General features: G+C 62.0%; 22 protein-coding genes and 1 pseudogene. 14 read left to right on the forward strand and 9 right to left on the reverse strand.

Annotated features, from left to right (window positions below):
* A partial coding sequence (locus BGN91_RS00950; protein ID WP_292610095.1) for a universal stress protein occupies positions 1 to 694 on the forward strand: 694 nt, incomplete at its 5' end.
* A gap of 121 nt (positions 695 to 815) precedes the next feature.
* Positions 816 to 2024 carry an acetate/propionate family kinase gene (locus BGN91_RS00955; RefSeq protein ID WP_292610130.1) on the forward strand — a complete coding sequence of 403 codons (1209 nt, stop codon included), beginning with the start codon at positions 816 to 818 and terminating at the stop codon, positions 2022 to 2024.
* On the opposite strand, the gene BGN91_RS00960 is transcribed toward BGN91_RS00955, so the two are convergent.
* Positions 1994 to 2464, reverse strand: coding sequence for a hypothetical protein (locus BGN91_RS00960; RefSeq protein ID WP_292610096.1), 471 nt, complete (start codon positions 2462 to 2464; stop codon positions 1994 to 1996). The two genes, BGN91_RS00955 and BGN91_RS00960, sit on opposite strands and share 31 nt — an antisense overlap.
* Positions 2465 to 3475: 1011 nt before the next feature.
* Between BGN91_RS00960 and BGN91_RS00965 the strand changes: the two genes are divergently transcribed.
* Positions 3476 to 3856: a hypothetical protein gene (locus BGN91_RS00965; RefSeq protein WP_292610097.1), complete on the forward strand. Its 381-nt coding sequence runs from the start codon at positions 3476 to 3478 to the stop codon at positions 3854 to 3856.
* A 258-nt stretch (positions 3857 to 4114) separates the two neighbouring features.
* Complete coding sequence (locus BGN91_RS00970) at positions 4115 to 4375, forward strand: hypothetical protein (protein WP_292610098.1); 261 nt, start codon at positions 4115 to 4117, stop codon at positions 4373 to 4375.
* A gap of 22 nt (positions 4376 to 4397) precedes the next feature.
* On the opposite strand, the gene nadC is transcribed toward BGN91_RS00970, so the two are convergent.
* The 4 genes from nadC to BGN91_RS00990 are packed head-to-tail and all read right to left on the reverse strand — an operon-like array spanning position 4398 to position 8779.
* Positions 4398 to 5255, reverse strand: a complete 858-nt coding sequence (gene nadC / locus BGN91_RS00975) for a carboxylating nicotinate-nucleotide diphosphorylase (protein ID WP_292610099.1) — start codon at positions 5253 to 5255, stop codon at positions 4398 to 4400.
* A gap of 12 nt (positions 5256 to 5267) precedes the next feature.
* Positions 5268 to 6800 carry an L-aspartate oxidase gene (locus tag BGN91_RS00980; RefSeq protein ID WP_292610100.1) on the reverse strand — a complete coding sequence of 511 codons (1533 nt, stop codon included), beginning with the start codon at positions 6798 to 6800 and terminating at the stop codon, positions 5268 to 5270.
* Positions 6797 to 7780: a quinolinate synthase NadA gene (gene nadA, locus BGN91_RS00985; RefSeq protein WP_292610101.1), complete on the reverse strand. Its 984-nt coding sequence runs from the start codon at positions 7778 to 7780 to the stop codon at positions 6797 to 6799. The genes BGN91_RS00980 and nadA overlap by 4 nt, the downstream gene beginning before the upstream one ends.
* A gap of 51 nt (positions 7781 to 7831) precedes the next feature.
* Complete coding sequence (locus tag BGN91_RS00990) at positions 7832 to 8779, reverse strand: hypothetical protein (RefSeq protein WP_292610131.1); 948 nt, start codon at positions 8777 to 8779, stop codon at positions 7832 to 7834.
* A gap of 250 nt (positions 8780 to 9029) precedes the next feature.
* Here BGN91_RS00990 and BGN91_RS00995 point away from each other — a divergent pair, with 250 nt between their 5' ends.
* From BGN91_RS00995 to BGN91_RS01010, 4 genes are read left to right on the forward strand one after another with little or no spacing between them, the layout of a single operon-like run.
* Positions 9030 to 9323: a Dabb family protein gene (locus tag BGN91_RS00995; protein WP_292610102.1), complete on the forward strand. Its 294-nt coding sequence runs from the start codon at positions 9030 to 9032 to the stop codon at positions 9321 to 9323.
* A gap of 48 nt (positions 9324 to 9371) precedes the next feature.
* Positions 9372 to 10502, forward strand: coding sequence for an 8-amino-7-oxononanoate synthase (locus BGN91_RS01000; protein WP_292610103.1), 1131 nt, complete (start codon positions 9372 to 9374; stop codon positions 10500 to 10502).
* Positions 10499 to 11140: a dethiobiotin synthase gene (gene bioD, locus BGN91_RS01005; protein WP_292610104.1), complete on the forward strand. Its 642-nt coding sequence runs from the start codon at positions 10499 to 10501 to the stop codon at positions 11138 to 11140. Before BGN91_RS01000 ends, bioD begins: the two co-directional genes overlap by 4 nt.
* On the forward strand, positions 11137 to 12396 hold the full coding sequence (locus tag BGN91_RS01010; RefSeq protein ID WP_292610105.1) for an adenosylmethionine--8-amino-7-oxononanoate transaminase: 1260 nt from the start codon (positions 11137 to 11139) through the stop codon (positions 12394 to 12396). The genes bioD and BGN91_RS01010 overlap by 4 nt, the downstream gene beginning before the upstream one ends.
* A 6-nt stretch (positions 12397 to 12402) precedes the next feature.
* On the opposite strand, the gene BGN91_RS01015 is transcribed toward BGN91_RS01010, so the two are convergent.
* On the reverse strand, positions 12403 to 12879 hold the full coding sequence (locus BGN91_RS01015) for a hypothetical protein (RefSeq protein ID WP_292610106.1): 477 nt from the start codon (positions 12877 to 12879) through the stop codon (positions 12403 to 12405).
* Between the two features lie 116 nt (positions 12880 to 12995).
* Here BGN91_RS01015 and BGN91_RS01020 point away from each other — a divergent pair, with 116 nt between their 5' ends.
* The 5 genes from BGN91_RS01020 (at position 12996) to BGN91_RS01040 (ending at position 19187) form a co-directional block, all read left to right on the forward strand.
* Complete coding sequence (locus tag BGN91_RS01020) at positions 12996 to 13724, forward strand: Crp/Fnr family transcriptional regulator (protein WP_292610107.1); 729 nt, start codon at positions 12996 to 12998, stop codon at positions 13722 to 13724.
* A gap of 284 nt (positions 13725 to 14008) precedes the next feature.
* A complete protein-coding gene (locus BGN91_RS01025) occupies positions 14009 to 15607 on the forward strand; it encodes a substrate-binding protein (protein WP_292610108.1) in 1599 nt (532 codons plus the stop codon).
* Positions 15608 to 15724: 117 nt separating this feature from the next.
* On the forward strand, positions 15725 to 16600 hold the full coding sequence (locus BGN91_RS01030) for a branched-chain amino acid ABC transporter permease (protein WP_292610109.1): 876 nt from the start codon (positions 15725 to 15727) through the stop codon (positions 16598 to 16600).
* Positions 16601 to 16614: 14 nt separating this feature from the next.
* On the forward strand, positions 16615 to 18492 hold the full coding sequence (locus BGN91_RS01035; RefSeq protein WP_292610110.1) for a branched-chain amino acid ABC transporter ATP-binding protein/permease: 1878 nt from the start codon (positions 16615 to 16617) through the stop codon (positions 18490 to 18492).
* Entirely contained in the window at positions 18489 to 19187 is a 699-nt protein-coding gene (locus BGN91_RS01040; RefSeq protein WP_292610111.1) for an ABC transporter ATP-binding protein, read from the forward strand. The genes BGN91_RS01035 and BGN91_RS01040 overlap by 4 nt, the downstream gene beginning before the upstream one ends.
* On the opposite strand, the gene BGN91_RS01045 is transcribed toward BGN91_RS01040, so the two are convergent.
* The 3 genes from BGN91_RS01045 to BGN91_RS01055 form a co-directional block, all read right to left on the reverse strand.
* Positions 19184 to 19621, reverse strand: a complete 438-nt coding sequence (locus BGN91_RS01045; protein ID WP_292610112.1) for an HIT family protein — start codon at positions 19619 to 19621, stop codon at positions 19184 to 19186. The two genes, BGN91_RS01040 and BGN91_RS01045, sit on opposite strands and share 4 nt — an antisense overlap.
* An 18-nt stretch (positions 19622 to 19639) precedes the next feature.
* Positions 19640 to 19837, reverse strand: a complete 198-nt coding sequence (locus tag BGN91_RS01050; protein WP_292610113.1) for a hypothetical protein — start codon at positions 19835 to 19837, stop codon at positions 19640 to 19642.
* Positions 19838 to 19937: 100 nt separating this feature from the next.
* Positions 19938 to 20204, reverse strand: a complete 267-nt coding sequence (locus BGN91_RS01055) for a hypothetical protein (RefSeq protein ID WP_292610114.1) — start codon at positions 20202 to 20204, stop codon at positions 19938 to 19940.
* Positions 20205 to 20682: 478 nt separating this feature from the next.
* On the opposite strand from BGN91_RS01055, the pseudogene BGN91_RS01060 reads away from it, so the two are divergent.
* Positions 20683 to 21039: pseudogene (locus BGN91_RS01060) on the forward strand (serine--glyoxylate aminotransferase); the annotation flags it as partial.

Here is a 21039-nt window from a genome sequence, read left to right on the forward strand (position 1 = left end):
GCCCTATGTCGCCGAGGGTGTCGCGATCGTTGGTAATGCGGCCGAATTCGATATCGAGCAGGTGAAAGCCAGCCTCGCGGAGGCTGAAAACAAGGTCAAAGCCGCTATGGGAGACGCTCGCCGGATTGAATGGCGATCAGTCATCGAGTACCCGACGGAGACGTTGATCAGTGAGGCGCGCTGTGCCGACTTGATCGTGATCGAAAGCGGCAGATCCGCGGGCGATATGTATCGCACTGCCGATGTCGGAGCCGCAATTCTGGGAGCCGGTCGTCCCTTCCTGGTCGTGCCGGCGGCAGTGAAATCCCTGACCGCCGACCATGTCATGATCGGATGGAAAGATACGCGGGAGGCGCGGCGAGCGGTTCAGGATGCATTGCCGTTCCTTCACGAGGCCAAGCGCGTGACTGTCCTAGAGATATGCGAGAAGGAACAGGTGGAGACTGCGCGCCATCATGTCGATGATGTCGTTCGCTATCTGGCACGGCACAGGATAAAGGCGGAGGGGCGCGTCGAGTTGATACAGACCAGTGGCTCTCGTGCGGATCAGATTATCAAATGGGCAGATGACGAGGACACCGATCTTCTGGTCACCGGAGCTTACGGCCATAGCCGGCTCAACGAATGGATATTCGGCGGGATGACCCGCGATTTGCTCGCAACGAGTCCGATCTGCTGCCTGATGTCGCATTAGCGCCACCGAAGAATCTGCGGTCGAGCATCTGGGCTCCGCGCTTCCCAGGAAAAAGCCGGATCAGACGCGCTGACACATGCACCGTCGCGTTGCTATGGTCTTGTTATCGTTTGCGAGTCGTCTGATGGCAGGCATTCTGGTACTCAATGCTGGTTCATCCAGCATCAAGTTTTCCCTGTTCGCTGCTTCGCGTCGGCCCCAGCCTGGCGACGTTATCTGCGAAGGAGCGTGTGAGGGAATTGGAAGCCAGCTCCATGCAACAGCAAAGGATGCTGACGGGCATGTGCTGGTCAACGAGCGGCCAAGCGGCGATCCCTCTCATGAGCAGGCGCTCTCATGGCTGTTGGGTTGGCTGGCCCACCAGTTTTCCGGCTACCCTCTCGTAGCCGCGGGGCACCGGATCGTTCATGGCGGCTCTCGTTATTCCAGGCCGGTTGAGTTGGATGCCGACGTGATTGCCGAATTGAAGCGACTGGTTCCGCTCGCGCCGTTGCATCAGCCGCATCATCTTGAAGCCATCGCGGCTCTTTCGAAACTCCATCCTGACTTGATGCAAATTGGTTGCTTCGATACGGCGTTTCACGAAAAGCGACCTTTGGTAGCGAAGCAATTCGCCCTGCCAAGGCGACTGACGGAAGAGGGCATTCTGCGGTACGGCTTTCATGGCCTGTCTTACGAATATATCGCGAGCATTCTGCCGGACATCGCTGGCTTGGCCGCCGCACGCGGTCGTGTGATTGTCGCGCACCTCGGAGCGGGCGCCAGCCTGTGCGCTATGAAGGAAGGGAAAAGTGTTGCAACGACCATGGGATTTACTGCCCTCGACGGCCTGATGATGAGCCGCCGCTGTGGCGCGCTCGATCCCGGTGTCGTGCTCTACCTTCTGCAGGAAAAGGGCATGAACGCCACTGCGGTCAGCGAGCTTCTCTACCAGTCGTCGGGCCTGTTGGGTGTCTCCGGAATCAGCGACGATATGAAGATCCTGCTGGCGAGCCCGGAGCCACACGCACGCGAAGCCATCGACCAGTTCGTGTATCGCGCTTGCCTTGAACTCGGCTCGCTTGTCGTCGCGCTCGGCGGACTCGATGCCGTCGTCTTTACTGCCGGCATAGGAGAACACGCGCCTGAAATCCGCCGCCGTATCTGCGAACAATTATCCTGGCTTGGACTCGATATCGATGCTGACGCTAATGAGACAGGCGGCCCCGGAATATCTGCGATGGGAAGCAGGATCTCGGCCTGGGTGATTCCGACCGACGAGGAACTCATGATTGCCCGGCATTGCTGGGATTTTCTGAATTATCGCGTTGCCGGCGGTGAGAATACCTGATCACTGAAGGGCGACGCTCCGGGCACTCTGATTTCGATAAATTCTCGTCCCATGCTGCGATGGCAGGCATTGCAGCCGACCGTAAGCTCATTGAACGCTTTCGCGAAACCTGCACTGTCTTTTGACTGAATGGCTTTGTCGATTGATTGAATTGGGCCGGCCATCGTTACGACGTCGTTTACGGGAATGCCTGAATAAAGCGATGCCGCATCGGTCAGGCTTGCTCTTATCTGAGCCAGTTCGTACGCCGCAAGGTTCCAATTATGCTCCTTCCCGGCGAACCACAATTTGATGTGCCGCCATTGCTTGCCAAGCATGATGTCGCCGAGGCGGGGAAGATTTTCCCCTCGTGACATCGGCTCCTGCGAGGATTGAGCGAGAGCAAGCGCCATCGGCGGGAGGCTCAGGAGCATCGCCGCCGTGATCATTCGCATTTTCATATTTTAGATCTCCGCGGCTACATTCTCCCCGGCAGCGGCGCGCGCCATCGGTGCGAGCAAGGAAAATGTTGGTCTTAGAAACGTCGATGCCCCATCAAGACTCCTTGACCGGACCGGCGCCTTGAGCGAGATCAAATCTCAAAAACTGCAGGCTGACGGCTGGCAAGCTACCCCGCCGGGAATGGCCGCGATCAAAAGCCGCCACCCCGTCGCTCTCGCACACGAGTCCGGTTACGAACCCGCATAGATGCAAAAACCCGCCGGCGATGTGGGTCACCGGCGGGTCGACTTCCACCTACCAGACATGGACGAGGATGCTGGTACCCGTCTAGGTTGATAATGCCTGGAGACGGGAACGGGTTCCGGCGACCACTGCATCAGCAGCGGCCACGGGGCCGCCTGTCTGTTTGGGCCCTTCGCACGGACCAGCGTCCTCATCGTGAGCGTGTGGCCATGGAAGGGGTAAGGGGGTAGCTGGCGATCATCGTTCCGCTGGTCACGGACAAGCGCGCATTCGCACTTCGTATTCCCACTTCGTATTCCTATGGCACCCCGTATTTGAGAAGCCCGATGACAGCCATAAATGCGAGGAACGCCAGTAATGCGCCAATAATGTAACTATTCCGGCGGCCTCTGTCCTTGCCGCCCTCGAATTCCCGCGTGGAACTGCGCCAGTGGCGAAGATCATTCATTGTCCCGCTTTCCGTGTTTTGCCGTGAACCTCTATCCCTCCGTTTTACCCTCGAACGCAGGTCGAACAAGCGGCTGCGGTGGACGTCCAAGGTTATCCAGCTCGGTCAGCGGTGGCCTCATCATTGAAAACGCTGCGGTTTTCAGTCGCGTGTTGGGTGTTTGACGCTCCGGACAGAACACCGATGAATGCCGATCCACTGCAGTTTTTCGCGGCCATGTGCCGCCGGCTAGAACCCGATTGTTCTTGATCGGGGAAAATTGGAGTTTATCCTTGCCGGCGACGTATCGTTATTGGCTCCTGCAAAAGAACGAAATTTGATGCTGACTATCGTATTTGGCGTCGTCGGACTTGTTTTGAGCTTTGGATTCCCTGTTCCGCCAGAACTCTCGGTGTTACGGCTCGTAGCGCCGGTGGGAGTGATGGCGGGATATCAGGCCGGCCAGCTTGTCGGCAGGTTCGTAAGGCCGCGCCCCAAAAGATTTCTGACGTTATTCGTGAGCGCAATCTTTTGCGGTTACTTTGCTTTTGCGTATATCCAGACGCTTCGATCGGGAGCAGCCAATACATCGGACATCGTGAATCTGGGTGTGCTCCTGGGCTTGTCTTTTTTCTGGCTGGGATTTTTGCTGCCCTTTACGCGCGTTCCGAAGGAAATGACGAACCTGTGGTCAAGGGCGACCGAGCGTTCTCGAGATTAAGCCGACAATCCGACGAAAAAATCCCCAAGGGAGCGCCGCCTAAGGGCAGCGCACCGTCTGCGACCTATTCCCCGCCGTCGCAGGTGCCATGCCGGATAATTGAAAATCAGGCCCGGGTTCCCTCTTACATAAGTGGGCGTCAGGCTGTATAAAGATATATCGAAAATACATCATTGACCTACCGGCCGGTTCACGGCGCTTCTCAATTTCGCCGGAGCCACCCGGGACGGCCGGTCTTACAAAATGAAAGGTACGGCTATGGAAGGCATGGGCAAGGGTCGAATCGTTATTTTGATAGCGTTGATGACCATACTTTTCGCCGCAGGGGTGTGGGCGATCACGTTCTGGAACGAGACCTCTGGCGTGGAGATGAGCAAACACGGTTGGATCGCGCTCGGCCTGGGCACGTTCTTTTCGCTGACCATCGGATGCGGGTTGATGGCGCTGATGTTTTTCAGCAGCCGCAGCGGACATGATGAAGCGGCGGATCCCTTCAGGAAACATCCGCCTTCGACGTAACCCTGGCGATCTCTTCGAGCGGTCAGGCGCTTGCCTTGAAATCAAGACCGATGTCGAGAATGCTGATGCTGTGCGTCAGCCAGCCGATCGAAATCAGATCGACGCCGGTCGAGGCGACCGATGGCGCGGTCGCCGGCGTGATACGGCCGGAGGCTTCGGTCACCGCCCGGCCGGCGACCATCGCGACCGCTTCGCGGAGTGTGTCCGGGGTCATGTTGTCGAGCAGCACCGCATCGACACCGTGATCGAGCGCCTCGCGCAGTTGATCGAGCGTGTCCACCTCCAGCTCGATCTTCACCAGATGCCCGACGCAGGCTTTTGCGCGCCTTAGCGCCTCGGTGACGCCGCCGGCGACGGCCACATGGTTGTCCTTGATGAGCACGGCATCGTCGAGGCCGAACCGGTGGTTGCTGCCGCCGCCGACGCGAACCGCGTATTTTTCGACCGTGCGTAAACCGGGCGTCGTTTTTCGGGTGCAGACGATCTTCGCCTTGTAGTCCCGAACCGCGGCGGCCACCGACGCGGTCGCCGTGGCGATTCCGCTCAGGCGGCACAGGAAATTCAGTGCGACGCGCTCCGCCGTCAGAATGCCTCGCGCCGGGCCGGACAGGGTCGCGATCACGTCGCCCGGCTGGACAGTTGCGCCGTCGTGGCGGGCGACGTGCATCTCAATCTCCGGATCGATGAGCTGGAACGCGAGCCGCGCCAGATCGAGCCCGGCGACGACCCCTTGCTGGCGAGCGACGACGAGGGTGGTGGCCCGCTGTCCGACCGGCACGATCGCATCAGTCGTCAGATCGCCCGCGCGGCCGAGGTCCTCAAGCAAGGCCGCGCGAACCAGCGGTTCGATCAGGATGCGCGGAAGGGCCGGGGAGGGCATCGTTTTCCTCGGCTAGCTGACCGGATCTGCGATGTAGTCTTGTGCGGCGTCGAGCGCATCGGACAGGCGCAGCGTCGTTCGCGTCGCGCGGATCGCACGGTCGGGAAAGTCGGTGCGAGCATGCGCGCCGCGGGTTTCCTCACGGCGAAGCGCCGCGATCACGATCATCAGGGCGACGATGGCCGGATCGCTCGCGGCTTGCTGCGAGGCGGTAAGCGGCGACAAGGCGCGCGCGGCTGCGCGCAAGCCGTCGCCGTCGCGCAGCACCCCGGCGGCGCGCGACAGGATCGGTCGGACCGGTGACGGATCGCTCCTGCCGATGCTTCCTGCGGGTACCCTGACGGTTTGTCGCTTCATGGAGGGCGTGCCGGCGATGTCCTGCGCGACGAAGCCTGCGCACACGACCGCCTCGAGAAGCGAATTGCTGGCGAGCCGGTTTGCGCCATGAAGCCCCGTGCAGGCGGCTTCGCCGCACGCCCAGAGACCGGCGATGGACGATCTCCCCCGGTTGTCCACGGAAATTCCACCCATGTGATAATGCGCGGCCGGACGGACCGGGATCGGTTGCGTTACGGGATCGATTCCTGCCTCGCGGCAGGACGAGGTGATCGCGGGAAAACGCCGTGCGAAGTCGATTCCTCGCAGCTTCCGCGCATCGAGAAAGACACGGTGGCCGACTGCCATATGTCGCCAGACGGCGCGCGCGACCACGTCGCGGGGCGCGAGTTCGGCGCCGGGCGTATGGGCCATGAAGCGTTCGCCGTTCTCGTCAACCAGGATCGCGCCCTCGCCACGCACCGCCTCGCTGACGAGTTTCAGCGGGAATGAGCCGGTGTCGAGCGCGGTCGGATGAAACTGGATGAATTCGAGATCGGCGAGGATCGCGCCGGCTCGCGCGGCGAGCGCCAGACCCTGGCCGCACGATCCTGCCGGATTGGTGCCATGAAGGAACAACCCGCCGATGCCTCCGGTGGCGATGACGACGCGGTCGGTGACGAAAACCACGGGATCGCGCTCGGTTTGGCAAACGACGCCTCTCACCGTGTTGTCCTCGACGATCAGCCGCTGCGCGCGGGTTGCTTCGTGGACGGTGATCGAAGGTGTCTCGTAGACCCGGCGGGCTAGGGTGCGGATGATATCGCGTCCGCTCGCGTCCCCTCCCGCATGGACGATCCGGCGGCGCGAATGAGCCGCCTCAAGGCCAAGCGCGAGGTTGCCGTCGGCGTCGCGATCGAAAAGCACGCCGAGTTGCAGCAGTCGGTCGATCGCCGCCGGCGCGCCGGCGAGGATTGCCGCGGCGACAGCCTCGTCGCAAAGGCCGTCGCCGGCGGCAAGCGTGTCCGCCAGATGCAGCGATGCGTCGTCGTCCGATCCGATGGAGGCGGCAATGCCGCCCTGGGCGAGGATGCTCGATGTCTCGAGGCCCAACGGGGCGCTGCTCAGAAGCAGCACCGGCTGCGGAGCCAGCGCAAGCGCCGTCATCAGGCCGGCGAGGCCGCCGCCGATGACGACGGCGGCGCCGTTGGTGTCATGAAGCGCCGTCATCTGACCGCCAGCATGCGCTCGACAGCAAGGCGCGCGCGGGCGGCGATCTCCGGCGCGATCGTGACTTCGTGCCGCATCGTTTCCAGCGCGTGGCGGATATTGCCGAGCGTGATCCGTTTCATGTGCGGGCACAGATTGCAGGGACGGATGAACTCAAGACCGGGATGCTCGGTCGCGATGTTGTCGCTCATCGAGCATTCCGTCAGCAGCATGACTCTGGGCGGCCGTCGGGTGGCGACATAGGAGGCCATCGCGGCGGTCGATCCAGCGAAATCGGCTTCCGCCACGACTTCCGGCGGGCACTCCGGATGCGCCAGCACCACGACGCCGGGATGGTTTTCCCGGAGCTGCCGCACCTCTTCGGCGCTGAATCGCTCGTGCACCTCGCAATGCCCCTTCCAGGTGATCACCTTGACATGCGTTTGAGAGGCGATGTTCTTCGCCAGATATTCGTCGGGCAGCATGATGACGCGATCGACGCCGAGCGACTCGACGACGGCTTTCGCATTGCCCGACGTGCAGCAGATGTCGGACTCCGCCTTCACCGCCGCCGACGTATTGACATAAGTGACGATCGGAACGCCGGGATAGGTCTGCCGCAACAGCCGCACGTCTTCGGGCGTGATCGAATCCGCAAGCGAGCAGCCCGCGCCAAGGTCCGGAATCAGGACCGTCTTCGACGGATTGAGCAACTTGGCGGTTTCCGCCATGAAGTGCACGCCGGCGAGCACGATGACGTCGGCTTCCACCTGCGTGGCCTCGCGGGCCAGCGCAAGGCTGTCGCCGACGATATCGGAGACGCCGTGAAAGATCTCGGGCGTCTGGTAGTTGTGCGCAAGGATGACGGCGTTGCGACGTTTCTTCAGCTCGATGATGGCATCGACGTCGTCAGCGAATGTGGGCCATTCGATCTCGGGGATCGCGTGCCGCACTCTGGGGTAGATCCGGGTCGACGGTCGCAGTTCCTGGATTGCCGACATGACTACACTCCCCTCAAGCATCTATTATACTGATGTTGAGTATAAGTCTTGTCAAGACCCGGAGATGGGTAATTTGGTCCCAGCGATCGCGCGCTCCGCCAGCACCGCGCGGCGGAAGCGGAAGAGCTTTGCCGGCCGCCCGCCGGTCTCCTGACTCGTCTCGCCGGTATCTTCGACTAGCTCCTGTTGTTCGATCAGGCGGCGAAAGTTCGGCTTGTGCACGAGTTTTCCAGCCAGCGCCTCAACGCAGCGTTGCAATTGCAGCAGCGTGAACGTATCCGGCATCAGTTCGAATACGACCGGGCGATATTTGATTTTGGCCCGCAGTCGCGCGATCCCGGTCGCTAGAATCCGGCGATGGTCCAGGATCATGGGATCACCCGGCACGGTGGCGGTGGTTGTCCGGGCAGACGGACGGTCGCCTCGCAGGGCTTCCGGAATCAGCCGTGCCTCGTAGAGCAGTTCGTAACGCTGCAGGACCAGCTCCTCGTTCCAGACATGGCCGTCGAAGCCGAACAGCATGGCGGCGCGTCGCTGGCGATCGTGGCGGGATCCGCGTTCAGCCGCTTCATCGCTCCAGGCGGCAAGGCCGGCGCGCAGCATCTTTTCCATGGGCGGCGCGCCGAGGCGATGATCCTCCCAGGGGAAATAGCCATACCAGCTTCGCCAGTTCGTCTCATGGCGGCCGGACCCGGCTTGCTCGCGGGTCAGACCGAGGTAGCTGATCGAGATGACGCGCTGGTCGGCGGCCCCGATACGATCCCGGTCCGCGAAGGTGTAGAGCTGCTCGACATAACCGAGCGGCAGCCGCGTCTGGCGCTCGACCCAGGCACGCAGTCCCGACTGCAGCGACCGATGCGCCAGTTCGAACGGACCCGACGGCAGCGCATGCTGATCCTGGATTGTCAGGACGCGGGGATCGCCTGAATTGACCGCCACCAGCAGCGCAATCAGGTCCGCCGCGATTCCCTGTTTGGAGGGGGGCGATACCGAGCGCATATGCGTCTTGGATCGGGTATGGCTGAGCGGATCGTTCATTGAAAGATCAGGCGCCGAGGTCGGATGTTCCGGGTTGCGGACGTCGGGAAAGACTTGCGACTCATATGGGCAGTATTTGGCGCAATATTCAACCGGACGTTTCCGGCCTGTGAGCCCCGGACGCAGCTATCGCGCCGCGTCGTTAGCGTTGCGTTAGAGGTGACGGCAAGATAGTCATGCGGTCAGGATCATCCTCTATTTGCGGCCGGTCATGATACGTCACATCGTTTTGTTCACCGCGAAAGACAAGTGCGACATCGACAAGATGATCGACGGTCTGTCGCTTCTCATGGCGATTCCGCACGCGCGCCGGCTCGAGGTCACCCGCAACCGGAAGACCGATCAGATCGGCAACGATATCGACGTCGTCGTGTACGGTGAGTTCGACGGCGAGGCGGAACTTGCGGCATTCAAGGCGCACGATCTGTACCATGAGTCGACAAAGCGGGTGCGGCCGCTTCGCGACCTGCGGTTCGCTGCGGACTACGATGTCAGGTCGGAATAGCTCGCAGCTTGGACCCGGTGCATTCGGGGCCGGCCCGGAGGCGTCGTGATGCACGAGATCTATACCGCGGATCTGAAGGCGCTCGCGGATCGCGGCCGCCTCCGTTCGCTGCGCGGTCGCTCCGGCATCGATCTCGCCTCCAATGACTATCTTGGCCTGGCTGAATCCGCGGAGCTGCGACAGGCCGCTGTCGATGCGCTGGGGCGGGGGGTGCCTGTCGGGGCCGGCGGGTCCCGCCTGTTGCGCGGCAATCATCCTGAACATGAGGCGCTGGAGCGCGAGGCCGCAGCCTATTTCGGCGCCGAATCTGCGCTTTATTTCGGCGCCGGCTATGTCGCCAACGTCGCGATCTTCTCGACGCTGCCGCAGCGCGGCGATCTTGTCGTGCATGACGAATTGATCCATGCCAGCGTCCATGAAGGTGTTCGCCGCGGTCGCGCCGAAGCAGTCGGCGTCGCGCATAACGATATCGATGCGTTTGACGCTGCGGTCTCGAAATGGCGTGCGGCCGGCGGCAAGGGCCGGCCATGGTTGTCGGTCGAAAGCCTCTACAGCATGGACGGCGACAGCCCGAATCTGGCTGGGCTGTTTGCCGTTGCCGACCGCCACGATGCGATGGTCGTGATCGACGAGGCGCATGCGACCGGGGTGCTCGGGCCGCAGGGGCGGGGGCTTGCCGCGTCGTTCGAAGGACGCGACAACGTCATCACGCTGCACACCTGCGGCAAGGCGCTCGGTACGTCCGGAGGCTTCATTCTCGCGCCGAAGATCGTCCGCGATTTTCTGATCAACCGCGCGCGGCCGTTCATTTTCGCCACCGCGCCGTCGCCCCTGATCGCCGCGGTGACGCGTGCGGCGCTGGAAATTTCCCGAACCAATCCCGAGCGGCGGGAGCGCCTCGCGTCCCTGGTGGGGTTTGCGGGAAACGAACTGCGCCGGCGTTGCAATATCGAGCCGTCCGGCTCGCAGATTCTTCCGGTGATCGTCGGCTCCGATCCGGCCGCGGTCACGCTGGCGGCGTCATTGCAGCGCAGAGGTTTCGATGTCCGGGCGATCCGTCCGCCGACCGTTCCCGAGGGCACCGCGCGGCTTCGCATCGCGCTGACGCTGCATGTCAATGAGGCGATCGTCACGAATCTGTTCGCCGCCTTGGCGGAAGACCTGCGAGCGGCTGCGTGAGTACGCGCATTGTCGTCACGGGCACGGATACCGGCATCGGCAAGACTGTTTTCTCGGCGGCGCTTGCCGGCGCTCTCGACGGATTTTACTGGAAGCCGATCCAGGCGGGGCTGGACGAGGAAACCGACTCGCAAACCGTGATGAAATTATCGGGGCTTCCCGCCCAGCGCATTCTGCCGGAAGCCTATCGGTTGCGGACGCCCGCATCGCCGCATCTCGCCGCCGAGCTTGACGGCGTGACCATCGAGCACGGCTCTCTGGAGGTGCCGGAGAAAGACCGTCCGCTGGTTGTCGAAGGCGCGGGCGGCTTGCTGGTGCCGCTGACGCGCAGCATCACTTATATCGACCTTATGGCGCGCTGGCGCGTTCCAGTGGTGCTCTGCGCCCGCACCACGCTCGGCACGATCAACCACAGCCTGATGTCGATCGAGGCGCTGCGTGCGCGGGACGTTGCGATGCTCGGCATCGTCTTCATCGGCGAGGCGAACGTCGAATCCGAGCGGATCATCGTCGAGATGGGCAAGGTGCGGCGTCTCGGCCGGCTGCCGCGCGTCGTGCCATTGACCCGCGAGACGCTGCGCGAAGCTTTTGCCGGTGCGTTTGACATCGGCGATTTCCTGAAAGGGCCGATCCGGTGATGCCGGCATCTCCTGTATGGCACCCGTTCACCCAGCATGCGGTGCAGCCGGATGCGATACCGATCGCAAGGGGCGAGGGCGCCTGGCTGGAGACGGTCGACGGCCGGCGCATCTTCGATGCGATTTCATCATGGTGGGTGGTGACGCACGGCCATCGTCATCCTCGGATCGTGCAGGCGATCAAGCAGCAGGCCGAGCGTCTCGATCAGGTGATCTTCGCCGGCTTCACGCACGAGCCGGCCGAACGACTTGCACGTCTGCTGGTTGCGATGACGCCGCCGGGGCTCGACCACGTCTTCTTTTCCGACAGCGGCTCGACCGCGGTCGAAGTCGCGCTGAAGATGGCGCTCGGCTTCTGGCGGAATAGCGGCGAGCGGCGCAGCCGCATCCTGGCGCTGGAAGGCGCCTATCACGGCGATACCATCGGCGGTATGTCGGTCGGCGAGCGAGGTGTTTTCAATGCGACTTACGACCCGCTGCTGTTCGATGTGGAGCGCATTCCCTTTCCTGCGGCGGGCCGCGAACAGGTAACGCTGGATGCGATCACGACGGCATGCCGGAACGCCGGCGTCGCGGCGCTGATCGTCGAGCCGTTGATCCTCGGGGCCGGCGGCATGCTGATCTATCCGCCCTGGGTGCTCACGGAAATGAAACGGATCTGCGAGGCTCATGGCGTCTTGTTGATCGCCGACGAGGTGATGACCGGATGGGGCCGCACCGGAACGCGCTTCGCCTGCGAGCAGGCCGGCGTGACGCCGGATATCGCGTGCTACTCCAAGGGCCTCACCGGCGGCTCGCTACCGCTTGCTGTGACACTGTGCCGTGCGGCCATTTTCGATGCGCATTATTCAACGGACCGCAGCAAGACCTTCTTCCACTCCAGTTCCTACACCGCGAACCCGATCGCCTGCGCGGCCGCTTGCGCGAACCTGGAGATCTGGCAAGACGAACCGGTGATGGAGCGCATCGCGGCCATAGCGCGCGCGCATACACGCGGCCTCGATCGCTTTCGCGGGGATGCGCGCTTCGCCAACGTCCGGCAGATCGGAAGCATCGCCGCGCTCGATATCGTCACGGACGACGCCGGCTATCTGGCCGGCATCGGGCCGCGCCTTTATGACAACTTCCTTCGCCGTGGATTGCTGGTCCGGCCGCTCGGCAACACGATCTACCTGATGCCGCCATACTGCAGCACGCCGCAGGAGCTTGAGCGCGTCTTTGACGCGATCGGCGAGATCGTCGACGGGATCGGATAACTCCGATCAAAAGATCGACCATCCGTGACTTCCAGCGACCGCGCCGAACACGGTCACAAGGCTGAGCCCGAGCAGAATCCAGTGCGCCCGTTGCAGTCGTGCAAAGGCGGTTTCCGGTCGCTCCGCCGCCAATCGATGGAAGTGACGCTGCAAGATAAAGGGCTCGCCGACGAAAAGCACGAAGGCGAACAACAGCCAAAGCCCCACCATGGCGTCCATCCACCAGAATGATGGCATCCGGAACCTGTCCCAGAGGTCGAGCTTCCACGTCATATAGAGACCGCTCAGGCCGACGATGATGACTGACGCTCGGGCTTGCCAGATGAAACGGCGCTCGATCGCTTCGAACGCCTTCAGCGGGTTCTGCCCAAGGTCGCCGCGTCGGATCGCCGGCAGGGCCACCGTCGTCGCCATCGAGACGCCGCCGATCCAGACGATCACGGCGAGGACATGAAGCGCACGCGCGACGATGACATCATCCATGTGGCACCAGCATTCTTGGTAGTCGATGTTCTCGAGTATATGGCAACGGCAATCGAGGGAGTTGCGCAAATGCAATTCACTGTCATTTTCGGCAGGCCGGGACTACTCTCTCACGGATGAGCAAGGCTCCTCCTTTGTCCCGTCAGACTCTTTCAAACCTCGAGCTCTTTCGAGGCTTGCCGACGGCAGCGCTGGACGACGTCCTCGCCTCCGCCACGGCGCGTTCATTTGCCCGCGACTTTCGTGTGTTCAACCAGGGCGAAACGCGCGTGCGGGCCCATGTTCTCATCAATGGCTGGATCAGGATTTCCCAATCCGGCAGCGATGGAGCACAGATCGTCGTGCGCTTCATCGGACCCGGCGACATTTTCGGCGCGATCTCCCTGTTCACGGACCGGCGTTATCCGGCCGATGCCGATACGTTGACGGAGGCAACCGAGGTAAGCTGGAGCGACAGAGCTTTGCTCGATCTGATGAACAACCATCCCCAGATCGCCATCAATGCCGTTCGCATCGTCGGCCAGCGGCTTCAGGAGGCGCAGCACCGGGTTCGCGAACTTGCCACCCAGCGCGCCGAGCGCCGCGTGGCTCATGCGTTGTTGCGGCTGCTCCGCCAGGTCGGCACCATGACGTCCCGAGGCTTCGTCATCCGTTTTCCGCTTCGGCGAAAGGACGTCGCCGATATCGCCGGAACGACGCTTTATTCCGCGAGCCGTATCCTGAGCTCCTGGGAAAGAGCCGGCTGGCTGAAGACGCTCGACCGGCGCATTGCGGTCGAAAGTCTCTCGGAGCTGATGCGGATTGCCGAGGACGAGAGCGGAAGCGACATCACGACATTCCCGTAAGCGATTCGAGGATGATGTTGCGCAGGCGAGGCAGGGGCCGCGGACCATGCCGCCGGCTTCGACGATAGTAGCCCGAAGGAAGGTCCGGCCATGCCGGGCAGACATCTGATTTTTCGGAGGAAATGCCATTCTCTTCGACGAAAGTGACATTGACAGACATGTGACGAAGGGGACTTGTAGTGACGGTACCCTGGTCGGCGCTGGTTAATTAGCGCACGAGCTTGTCTGTCAGATTCGGCGATGAGTTGAGCCTGCACACAACATTTTTGGGAGGAACATGCCCGATGAAGAAGAATTTTGAGCAGGAATTGAATGCGACGGTATCGCGCCGCTCCCTGTTGCAGGGCGGTGCGGCCCTGATCGGCGGCGTCATGCTGCCGGGTGGTCTGATCATGCCGGCCTTCGCCGACGACAAGCCGGCGATCGGCACCTGGCCGGCGGGCTCGTCCGGTTCGTCGGTGTCCATCGGCGTTGCGGTGCCGCGCACCGGCACCTACGCCGTGCAGGGCGAGGATGAACTCAAGGGTTGGGAGCTCGCGGTCGAACATCTCAATTCCGGCCACGAATTGATGAAGAAGCTGTCGCCGAAAACCAAGAAGGGCGTGCTCGGCAAGGAAGTGAAGCTGGTGGTCGCGGATTCCGGCGCCAAGCCGAACGAGGCCGTGCAGGCCCAGCAGCGTTTCATCACCGAGAACAAGATCGTGCTAATGACCGGCTCGACCTCGAGCGCGGTCGCCGTCGCCCTCAACAAGCTGGCGCAGCGCGAGCACGTGCTCTACGTCGCGGGGATCTCCGGCTCCAACGACACCACCGGCAAGGATTGCGTGCGCTATGGATTCCGGCAGGGCTTCTATGGTCAGACCGCGGCGGCCGCCATCGCGCCGGTGCTGATCAAGCAGTTCGGCAAGAACAAAAAAGTCGCGTATATGACGCCGGACTATACCTACGGTCACACCGTGACCAAGTCGATGCAGGACATGACCAAGGATGCCGGCTGGACCACCGTGACCAACCAGGTCTCCCCGCTCGGTGCGCCGGACTATTCGTCCTACCTGCTCAACGTCGCCAACTCTGGCGCGGACCTTCTGATCAACGTCAACTGGGGCCATGATGCCGTGCTGTCGATCCAGCAGGCCAAGCAGTTCGGCGTGAACAAAAAAGTCGCGTATATGACGCCGGACTATACCTACGGTCACACCGTGACCAAGTCGATGCAGGACATGACCAAGGATGCCGGCTGGACCACCGTGACCAACCAGGTCTCCCCGCTCGGTGCGCCGGACTATTCGTCCTACCTGCTCAACGTCGCCAACTCTGGCGCGGACCTTCTGATCAACGTCAACTGGGGCCATGATGCCGTGCTGTCGATCCAGCAGGCCAAGCAGTTCGGCGTGCTCGACAAGATGAAGCTCGTGGTTCCCTACCAGGTGCCGTTCCTGGCGCGCGAAGTCGGCGGCGGTCTGATGGCGGGCGTCTATGCCGCGACCGACTATTGGTGGACGGTCGAGGACAAGTATCCGCTCGCCAAGATGTTCAACGAGTCGTTCAACAAGAAGTACGGCTACAATCCGGAGTGGGGCGCGGAAAACGCCTATGTCAGCTTCGCGCACTGGGCGCGCATGGTCGAGGAAGCCGGCAGCTTCTATCCGCCCGATGTCATCAAGACCTGGGAGAAGGGCGAGACCATTCCCTCCCTCCTCGGCGATGTCCACTACCGGGCGGAAGATCACCAGTGCGTCCGCCCCGTCATCATCGTTAAGGGCAAGGATCCCAAGGCGATGAAGAACAAGGAGGACTATTACGAGATCGTCGAGATCGTCCCTGGCGAGGGCATCATCCAGAAGCCGGACGCCTTCGGCTGCAAGCTCGGCGACTATACCTGATCGAAAATAGACGGCGGCGCCGCGAACGGTCACGCACCGCTCGCGGCGCCTGTTTCGCATCCCCCGATGCGTTCCCGTGAATAGTTCCTTTCCAACCATTTTTGGCGACAGCGCCGCATGATGAACTGGCCAAATTTCGTCTCCCAACTTTTCAACGGGCTGGCGCTCGGCGCCTTGCTGGCGCTGATCAGTTCTGGTCTGACCATCATCTATGGGACGCTCGGCGTGCTGAACCTCGCGCACGGCGCCATGTTCATGCTGGGCGGCTATGCTGGTTATGTCGCGTACACCTATACCGACTCGTTTATTGTCGCCGTTATCGGAGGGTCGCTCTTCGTCATGATCCTCGGCATCGTGATGGAACGCGTGATCATCCGCCATTTCTATCACCGCCCCCATGAGGATCAGCTTCTGGTGACGTTCGGCCTCGGTATCTGTTTCGTCGAAATCGTCCGGTTCATTTTCTCCAGCCAGTCGCTGGTCGTGCCCCCACCGCCGCTTTTCCAGGGCATCACCTCGCTCGGCTTCATGTTCTATCCGACCTATCGCATCGCGGTCGTCGGCATCGTCGCCGTCGCGCTGGCTGTGCTGTTCATCGTGCTCTATCGGACGCGGCTGGGCATGATCGTGCGGGCGGGCATTGAAGATTCCGTCATGGTGGATTCGCTCGGGATCAATGTTTATCGCGTCTTCATGATCGTGTTCGGGATCGGCGCGATGGCGGCCGGCTTCGCCGGCATCATCAATGCGCCGGTGGTGTCGCTGACGCCCGGCATCGGCGACGACATCCTGGTTCAGACATTCGTGGTCGTTGTGATCGGTGGCGTCGGGTCGTTTCCGGGCGCCATTCTGGGCGGGCTGATTGCCGGCGAGATCATCAGCATCACCTCAATGATTAATCCCGGTTATGCCTACGTCATGCTGTTTGTCGCCATGACGCTCGTGCTGGTGCTGCGGCCTCACGGTCTGCTCGGCACGCAGGGACGGGAATAAGTGTGAATTGTCAGATGCTGAAGCAACGCCGTTTCCTGATCGAAATCCTCACTGCGGTCGGCCTGATTGTCGCGCCGTTCGTGCTACCGCATCTCGGCTTTGCACCCAATACGGTGAACCGCATCCTGGTCTGGGGCTTCTTCGGCCTCGGCTTCGACATCCTGTTCGGCTTTACCGGCCTGCTGTCGTTCGGACAATCGGCGTTCTACGGCACCGGCGGCTTTGTCGCGGCCTACCTGTTGACCCGGGCCGGATTCCCGGATGTCTTTCTCGCGCTGGTGATCGGCATGATCGCGGCCGCTGTCACCGGTTACTTCATCGGTCTGATTGCGCTGCGCCGGACCGGTATCTATTTCGCTATGATCACGGTCGCGATCGCGGAAGTCTTCTACTTCGTCGAGTTCAATCCGCTGGCGCACTGGACCGGCGGCGAGAATGGATTGCCCGGCGTTCCGACACCGAGCTTCAATCTCGGCTTCACCACGCTCGAATTCACCACCGGCTGGTCGCTCTACCAGTTTCTGGCGGTGTGCTATTTCGTTGGTGTTGTGATTGCGCTGCGCATCGTGCGCTCGCCGGTCGGTGCAATCTTTAGTGCGATCCGCGACAATCCGCTGCGCGCCACTGCGGTCGGCCACAATATCCACGGTTACAAGCTGACGGCATTCGTCATCGCCGCCGCCTATGCCGGTTTTTCCGGCGGGCTGCTGGGCTCGATGCAGGCCTTTATGCCGCCAGACGCGTTCATGTTCGAGACGTCCGGTCAGCTTATCATGCAGACTGCGATCGGTGGTCCGGGAACGCTGTTCGGCCCTCTGGTCGGTGCGGCGGTCTGGTTGTTCCTGCAGGATTTCCTGCAGTCGGCTCTCGGTCTTGGGGCTGCGTGGAAACTGGTGCTCGGCGCCGTGTTCGTGCTGCTCGTCTGTTTCCTGCGGCGCGGCATCATCGGCGGCATCGCTGATCTTTACCGCCTTGCCTTCGGCAAGCGCGCTCATCGGGAATCGGCCGCGGCGTCAGCGAAGGCTTTGACGGCCGAGGAAGAACAAGCGATTGCGGAGGCCGACGTCGCAAAGCAGCCGGATCCGCCGCCGATGGCTCCGCTGAATCGCGCAGGCGACGGTTACGCCGGTCCGATCCTGCAGGCGACCGGGCTGACCAAGCGTTACGGCGGTCTGCTTGCCAACAGCGATATCGATTTCACCGTCAAGCATGGCGAGTTGCGCGGCATCATCGGCCCGAACGGCGCAGGCAAGTCGACGTTTTTCAAGATGCTGACCTGCGAGGTCGCGCCGACATCGGGCAAGATCGTGTTCGAGGGGCTCGACATCACCGGGATGAACGTCACCGACGTCTGCCAGCTCGGCCTGACCAAAAGCTATCAGGTCAATCAGTTGTTCTCGGGATTGACCGTGCGCGAGAATCTGATCATCGCGGCGCTCTCGGAACTGCGCGGCAAGTTCCGCCTGGACATGTTCCGCAGTCTTCAAAGCATTCCGGGTTTGTCCGAACAAGTCGAGCGCACACTGGAACTTGTCAATCTGACGACGCGGCCGGATACGCCAGTGTCCGAACTCGCCTATGGCGAAAAGCGAAGACTGGAGATCGGGCTGGCGCTGGCGACCTCGCCGAGCCTGCTGCTGCTCGATGAGCCGCTCGCCGGCATGAGCCCGCGCGAGCGCGTGGAAACGGTCAAGTTGCTGAAGTCCATCAGCAAGGGCCGCACCATGATCATTATCGACCACGATATGGATTCCTTGTTCGAACTTGTCGAGCGCGTCACGGTGCTGCAGGAAGGCCGGGTGCTGGTCGAGGGAACGCCGGACGAGATCAAGAACAACGCCGTGGTCCAGGAAGCCTATCTCGGGGGCGTGCACGGAGTGCTCGACGCATGAGCCTGCTCGAGGTCAAAGGTCTGAACAGCTATTACGGGGATTCCCACATCCTCTTCGATGTCTCGATGCGCGTCGAGCGCAACGAGGTCGTGGCGCTCCTTGGGCGCAACGGCGCCGGCAAGAGCACCACGCTGAAGAGCCTGATGGGCGTGATCACGCCGCGCTCAGGCAGCGTGATCTTCGACGGCACCGATGTCGCCGGCCGCAAGAGCCACAAGATCGCGCAGGCCGGGATGCAGCTCGTGCATGAGGAGCGCCGCATCTTCGGCAGCCTCAGCGTCGAGGAAAACATCGTGCTCGCGGGGCTGACGGCCTCCAAACGCTGGCCGCTCGGCCGCATCTACGAGATGTTCCCGCGGCTGAAGGAACGGCGGAATAACCGCGGCAACGAGTTGTCCGGCGGCGAGCAGCAGATGCTGGCGATCGCGCGCGCCCTGATCCGCGATCCGAAGATCGTCCTGCTCGACGAGCCGTTCGAGGGGCTCGCGCCGGTGATCGTGAAAGATTTGATGAGAGCCTGCCGCGATCTGGCCGCCGCCGGCCAGACGATCGTGCTGGTGGAGCAGAACCTGGCGGCGACGCTCGCGCTCGCCCAGCGCATCTATATCATCAACAATGGCCATATCGTGCATGAAGGACCGGCCCGCGAACTCAAGGCGCAGCCGGACATCCTGCAACGTTATCTCGGTGTTTAGGCCCCTGCGAGGGCAGTGATCAGCCGGCCCGCGTGATCCTCCAACACCTTGACGTCCTCTTTCCGGCTCTGGGGCGGCAGCAATTTTACGTCCGACTTCATTGGCATGACATGCATATGCAGGTGAAACACCACCTGTCCGCTGGCGGCTTCGCTGAACTGCTGGACGATGATGCCATCCGCATTGAAGGCCTTCATGGCGGCGATCGCGATGGTCTTCGCGGTTCGTGCGACTTCGGCGAAATCGGCCGGCGAAATATCGAGAATTCCGCGGGCAGGGGCCTTCGGGATCACCAAGGTATGGCCCGGCACGCGCGGCATGATGTCAAGAAAGGCGAATGTGCGCGCGTTTTCGTAGACCTTGAAGCACGGTATTTCGCCACGAAGGATTTTCGCAAAAATGTTCTGATCGTCGTAGGCCGGCACTTCGACCATCCTCTCCGTTTCGGGACCCTACTCTTCGCCGCGCGATCGCTCCACCGGCCTCGCCGTGGTCAGGCCTAGCTGGCTGATCCGCTCGCGCGTGAGCTGGTCCCGCGCGCCTTCCTTGATCAGCAAGTCAATGAACGCGATCCGCTTCGATTCGTCCGTAGCGTCGGCCAGCAGGTCCCGATAGCGCTTGTAGTCATATCCCTTGTTCGGCTTATCCATCTATGCGCCTCGCGGCCCTTTCCGTCATTGCGGCTATTCTACGCCGCAGGTTTGCAATCGCGCTACGCGTCATACACAGGTTCGGGAGAGGCGGGCGCCATCAATCGCAGGGGTGCCTGCGGCCGTCCTGTCCTCGATAGGAGGCAGCGCTCTGCTTGCAGCGCACGGCCGCCGGTCCGTCGTAATAGGCGAAGGGCTGGTCAGGCGTGATGGCGGGCCCGTAGTTGTGAAGATAGACATCGGTCTCGGACGAATGATGATGCCGATAATGCTTGTGATGTTTATGATGATGAGACCGCGCCAGCGCGGGCACCGAGAGGGCCATCGATACCACGGCGGCCGTTGCCAGAATCCTGAACGTCATCATCGGGCCGATCTCCTGTACGGGAATGGCGGGTGGCTTTGCATGTAAATTGATCCGGAACTGAGGTGAGTTTGTTCCATGTTCAGGCGGGCTCCGGCCGCTGTCAATGGCCGTTGGTCAGCCCCCTGTTGACGGCTGGTGTCCTCCGGCGGCCCGCCGCGAGTTCGCGTCGGCCATGCGATCGAACGCGCTGGCTCCCTTGGCGGGCGGCGGTAGGGCATTGCCCGTTTTCTGGAGCATTGACGGATGCGCAAGGGCGCGGGACAACGCTGCCGGATAATGATATTCGATCCTGTGTTCCGATCCGAAGTTTGCCCCGTTTCGCGGCCTCTTCTTTGCGAACTCCGGATTCAAAGGATACCGGCAAATTCATGATTCGAGTGTGGTTTGGACCGATGGTCGCTCCGATAGCCTCGCCGAGGCGGGGAGCGAACGTCCGAAATCACAGTGACACCACAAGATCCCCCGGGAAGGACCCCAGATGACGCTGCACACAGGACGGCATTTTCTCCAGATTCCAGGCCCCACCAACGTGCCGGACCGCGTGCTGCGCGCCATCGACATGCCCGTTCTGGATCATCGCGGTCCGGAATTCGCGGTGCTCGGCTTTGAGGTGCTGGCCGCAATCCAGCGGATTTTCCGCACCAAGCAGCCGGTCATCATCTATCCGTCGTCGGGGACCGGCGCCTGGGAGGCCGCGATCGTCAACACGCTGTCGCCGGGCGACAAGGTGCTGATGGCGGAGACCGGTCAGTTCGCGACCCTGTGGCTTGCGATGGCCGGGAAGTTCAAGCTCGACGTCGATGTGCTGCCGACCGATTGGCGCCGCGGCGCGCCG

This window comes from Nitrobacter sp. 62-13, from assembly GCF_001896955.1.
GTDB lineage: Bacteria > Pseudomonadota > Alphaproteobacteria > Rhizobiales > Xanthobacteraceae > Nitrobacter.

What these genes read in the sequence shown, in the direction of transcription:
- BGN91_RS00960 (WP_292610096.1), bottom strand. Translation starts at nt 2,464, where the DNA reads ATGAAAATGCGAATGATCACGGCGGCGATGCTCCTGAGCCTCCCGCCG.
- BGN91_RS00965 (WP_292610097.1), top strand. Translation starts at nt 3,476, where the DNA reads ATGCTGACTATCGTATTTGGCGTCGTCGGACTTGTTTTGAGCTTTGGA.
- BGN91_RS00970 (WP_292610098.1), top strand. Translation starts at nt 4,115, where the DNA reads ATGGAAGGCATGGGCAAGGGTCGAATCGTTATTTTGATAGCGTTGATG.
- nadC (WP_292610099.1), bottom strand. Translation starts at nt 5,255, where the DNA reads ATGCCCTCCCCGGCCCTTCCGCGCATCCTGATCGAACCGCTGGTTCGC.
- BGN91_RS00980 (WP_292610100.1), bottom strand. Translation starts at nt 6,800, where the DNA reads ATGACGGCGCTTCATGACACCAACGGCGCCGCCGTCGTCATCGGCGGC.
- nadA (WP_292610101.1), bottom strand. Translation starts at nt 7,780, where the DNA reads ATGTCGGCAATCCAGGAACTGCGACCGTCGACCCGGATCTACCCCAGA.
- BGN91_RS00990 (WP_292610131.1), bottom strand. Translation starts at nt 8,779, where the DNA reads ATGCGCTCGGTATCGCCCCCCTCCAAACAGGGAATCGCGGCGGACCTG.
- BGN91_RS00995 (WP_292610102.1), top strand. Translation starts at nt 9,030, where the DNA reads ATGATACGTCACATCGTTTTGTTCACCGCGAAAGACAAGTGCGACATC.
- BGN91_RS01000 (WP_292610103.1), top strand. Translation starts at nt 9,372, where the DNA reads ATGCACGAGATCTATACCGCGGATCTGAAGGCGCTCGCGGATCGCGGC.
- BGN91_RS01015 (WP_292610106.1), bottom strand. Translation starts at nt 12,879, where the DNA reads ATGGATGATGTCATCGTCGCGCGTGCGCTTCATGTCCTCGCCGTGATC.
- BGN91_RS01020 (WP_292610107.1), top strand. Translation starts at nt 12,996, where the DNA reads ATGAGCAAGGCTCCTCCTTTGTCCCGTCAGACTCTTTCAAACCTCGAG.
- BGN91_RS01025 (WP_292610108.1), top strand. Translation starts at nt 14,009, where the DNA reads ATGAAGAAGAATTTTGAGCAGGAATTGAATGCGACGGTATCGCGCCGC.
- BGN91_RS01030 (WP_292610109.1), top strand. Translation starts at nt 15,725, where the DNA reads ATGATGAACTGGCCAAATTTCGTCTCCCAACTTTTCAACGGGCTGGCG.
- BGN91_RS01035 (WP_292610110.1), top strand. Translation starts at nt 16,615, where the DNA reads ATGCTGAAGCAACGCCGTTTCCTGATCGAAATCCTCACTGCGGTCGGC.
- BGN91_RS01040 (WP_292610111.1), top strand. Translation starts at nt 18,489, where the DNA reads ATGAGCCTGCTCGAGGTCAAAGGTCTGAACAGCTATTACGGGGATTCC.
- BGN91_RS01045 (WP_292610112.1), bottom strand. Translation starts at nt 19,621, where the DNA reads ATGGTCGAAGTGCCGGCCTACGACGATCAGAACATTTTTGCGAAAATC.
- BGN91_RS01050 (WP_292610113.1), bottom strand. Translation starts at nt 19,837, where the DNA reads ATGGATAAGCCGAACAAGGGATATGACTACAAGCGCTATCGGGACCTG.
- BGN91_RS01055 (WP_292610114.1), bottom strand. Translation starts at nt 20,204, where the DNA reads ATGATGACGTTCAGGATTCTGGCAACGGCCGCCGTGGTATCGATGGCC.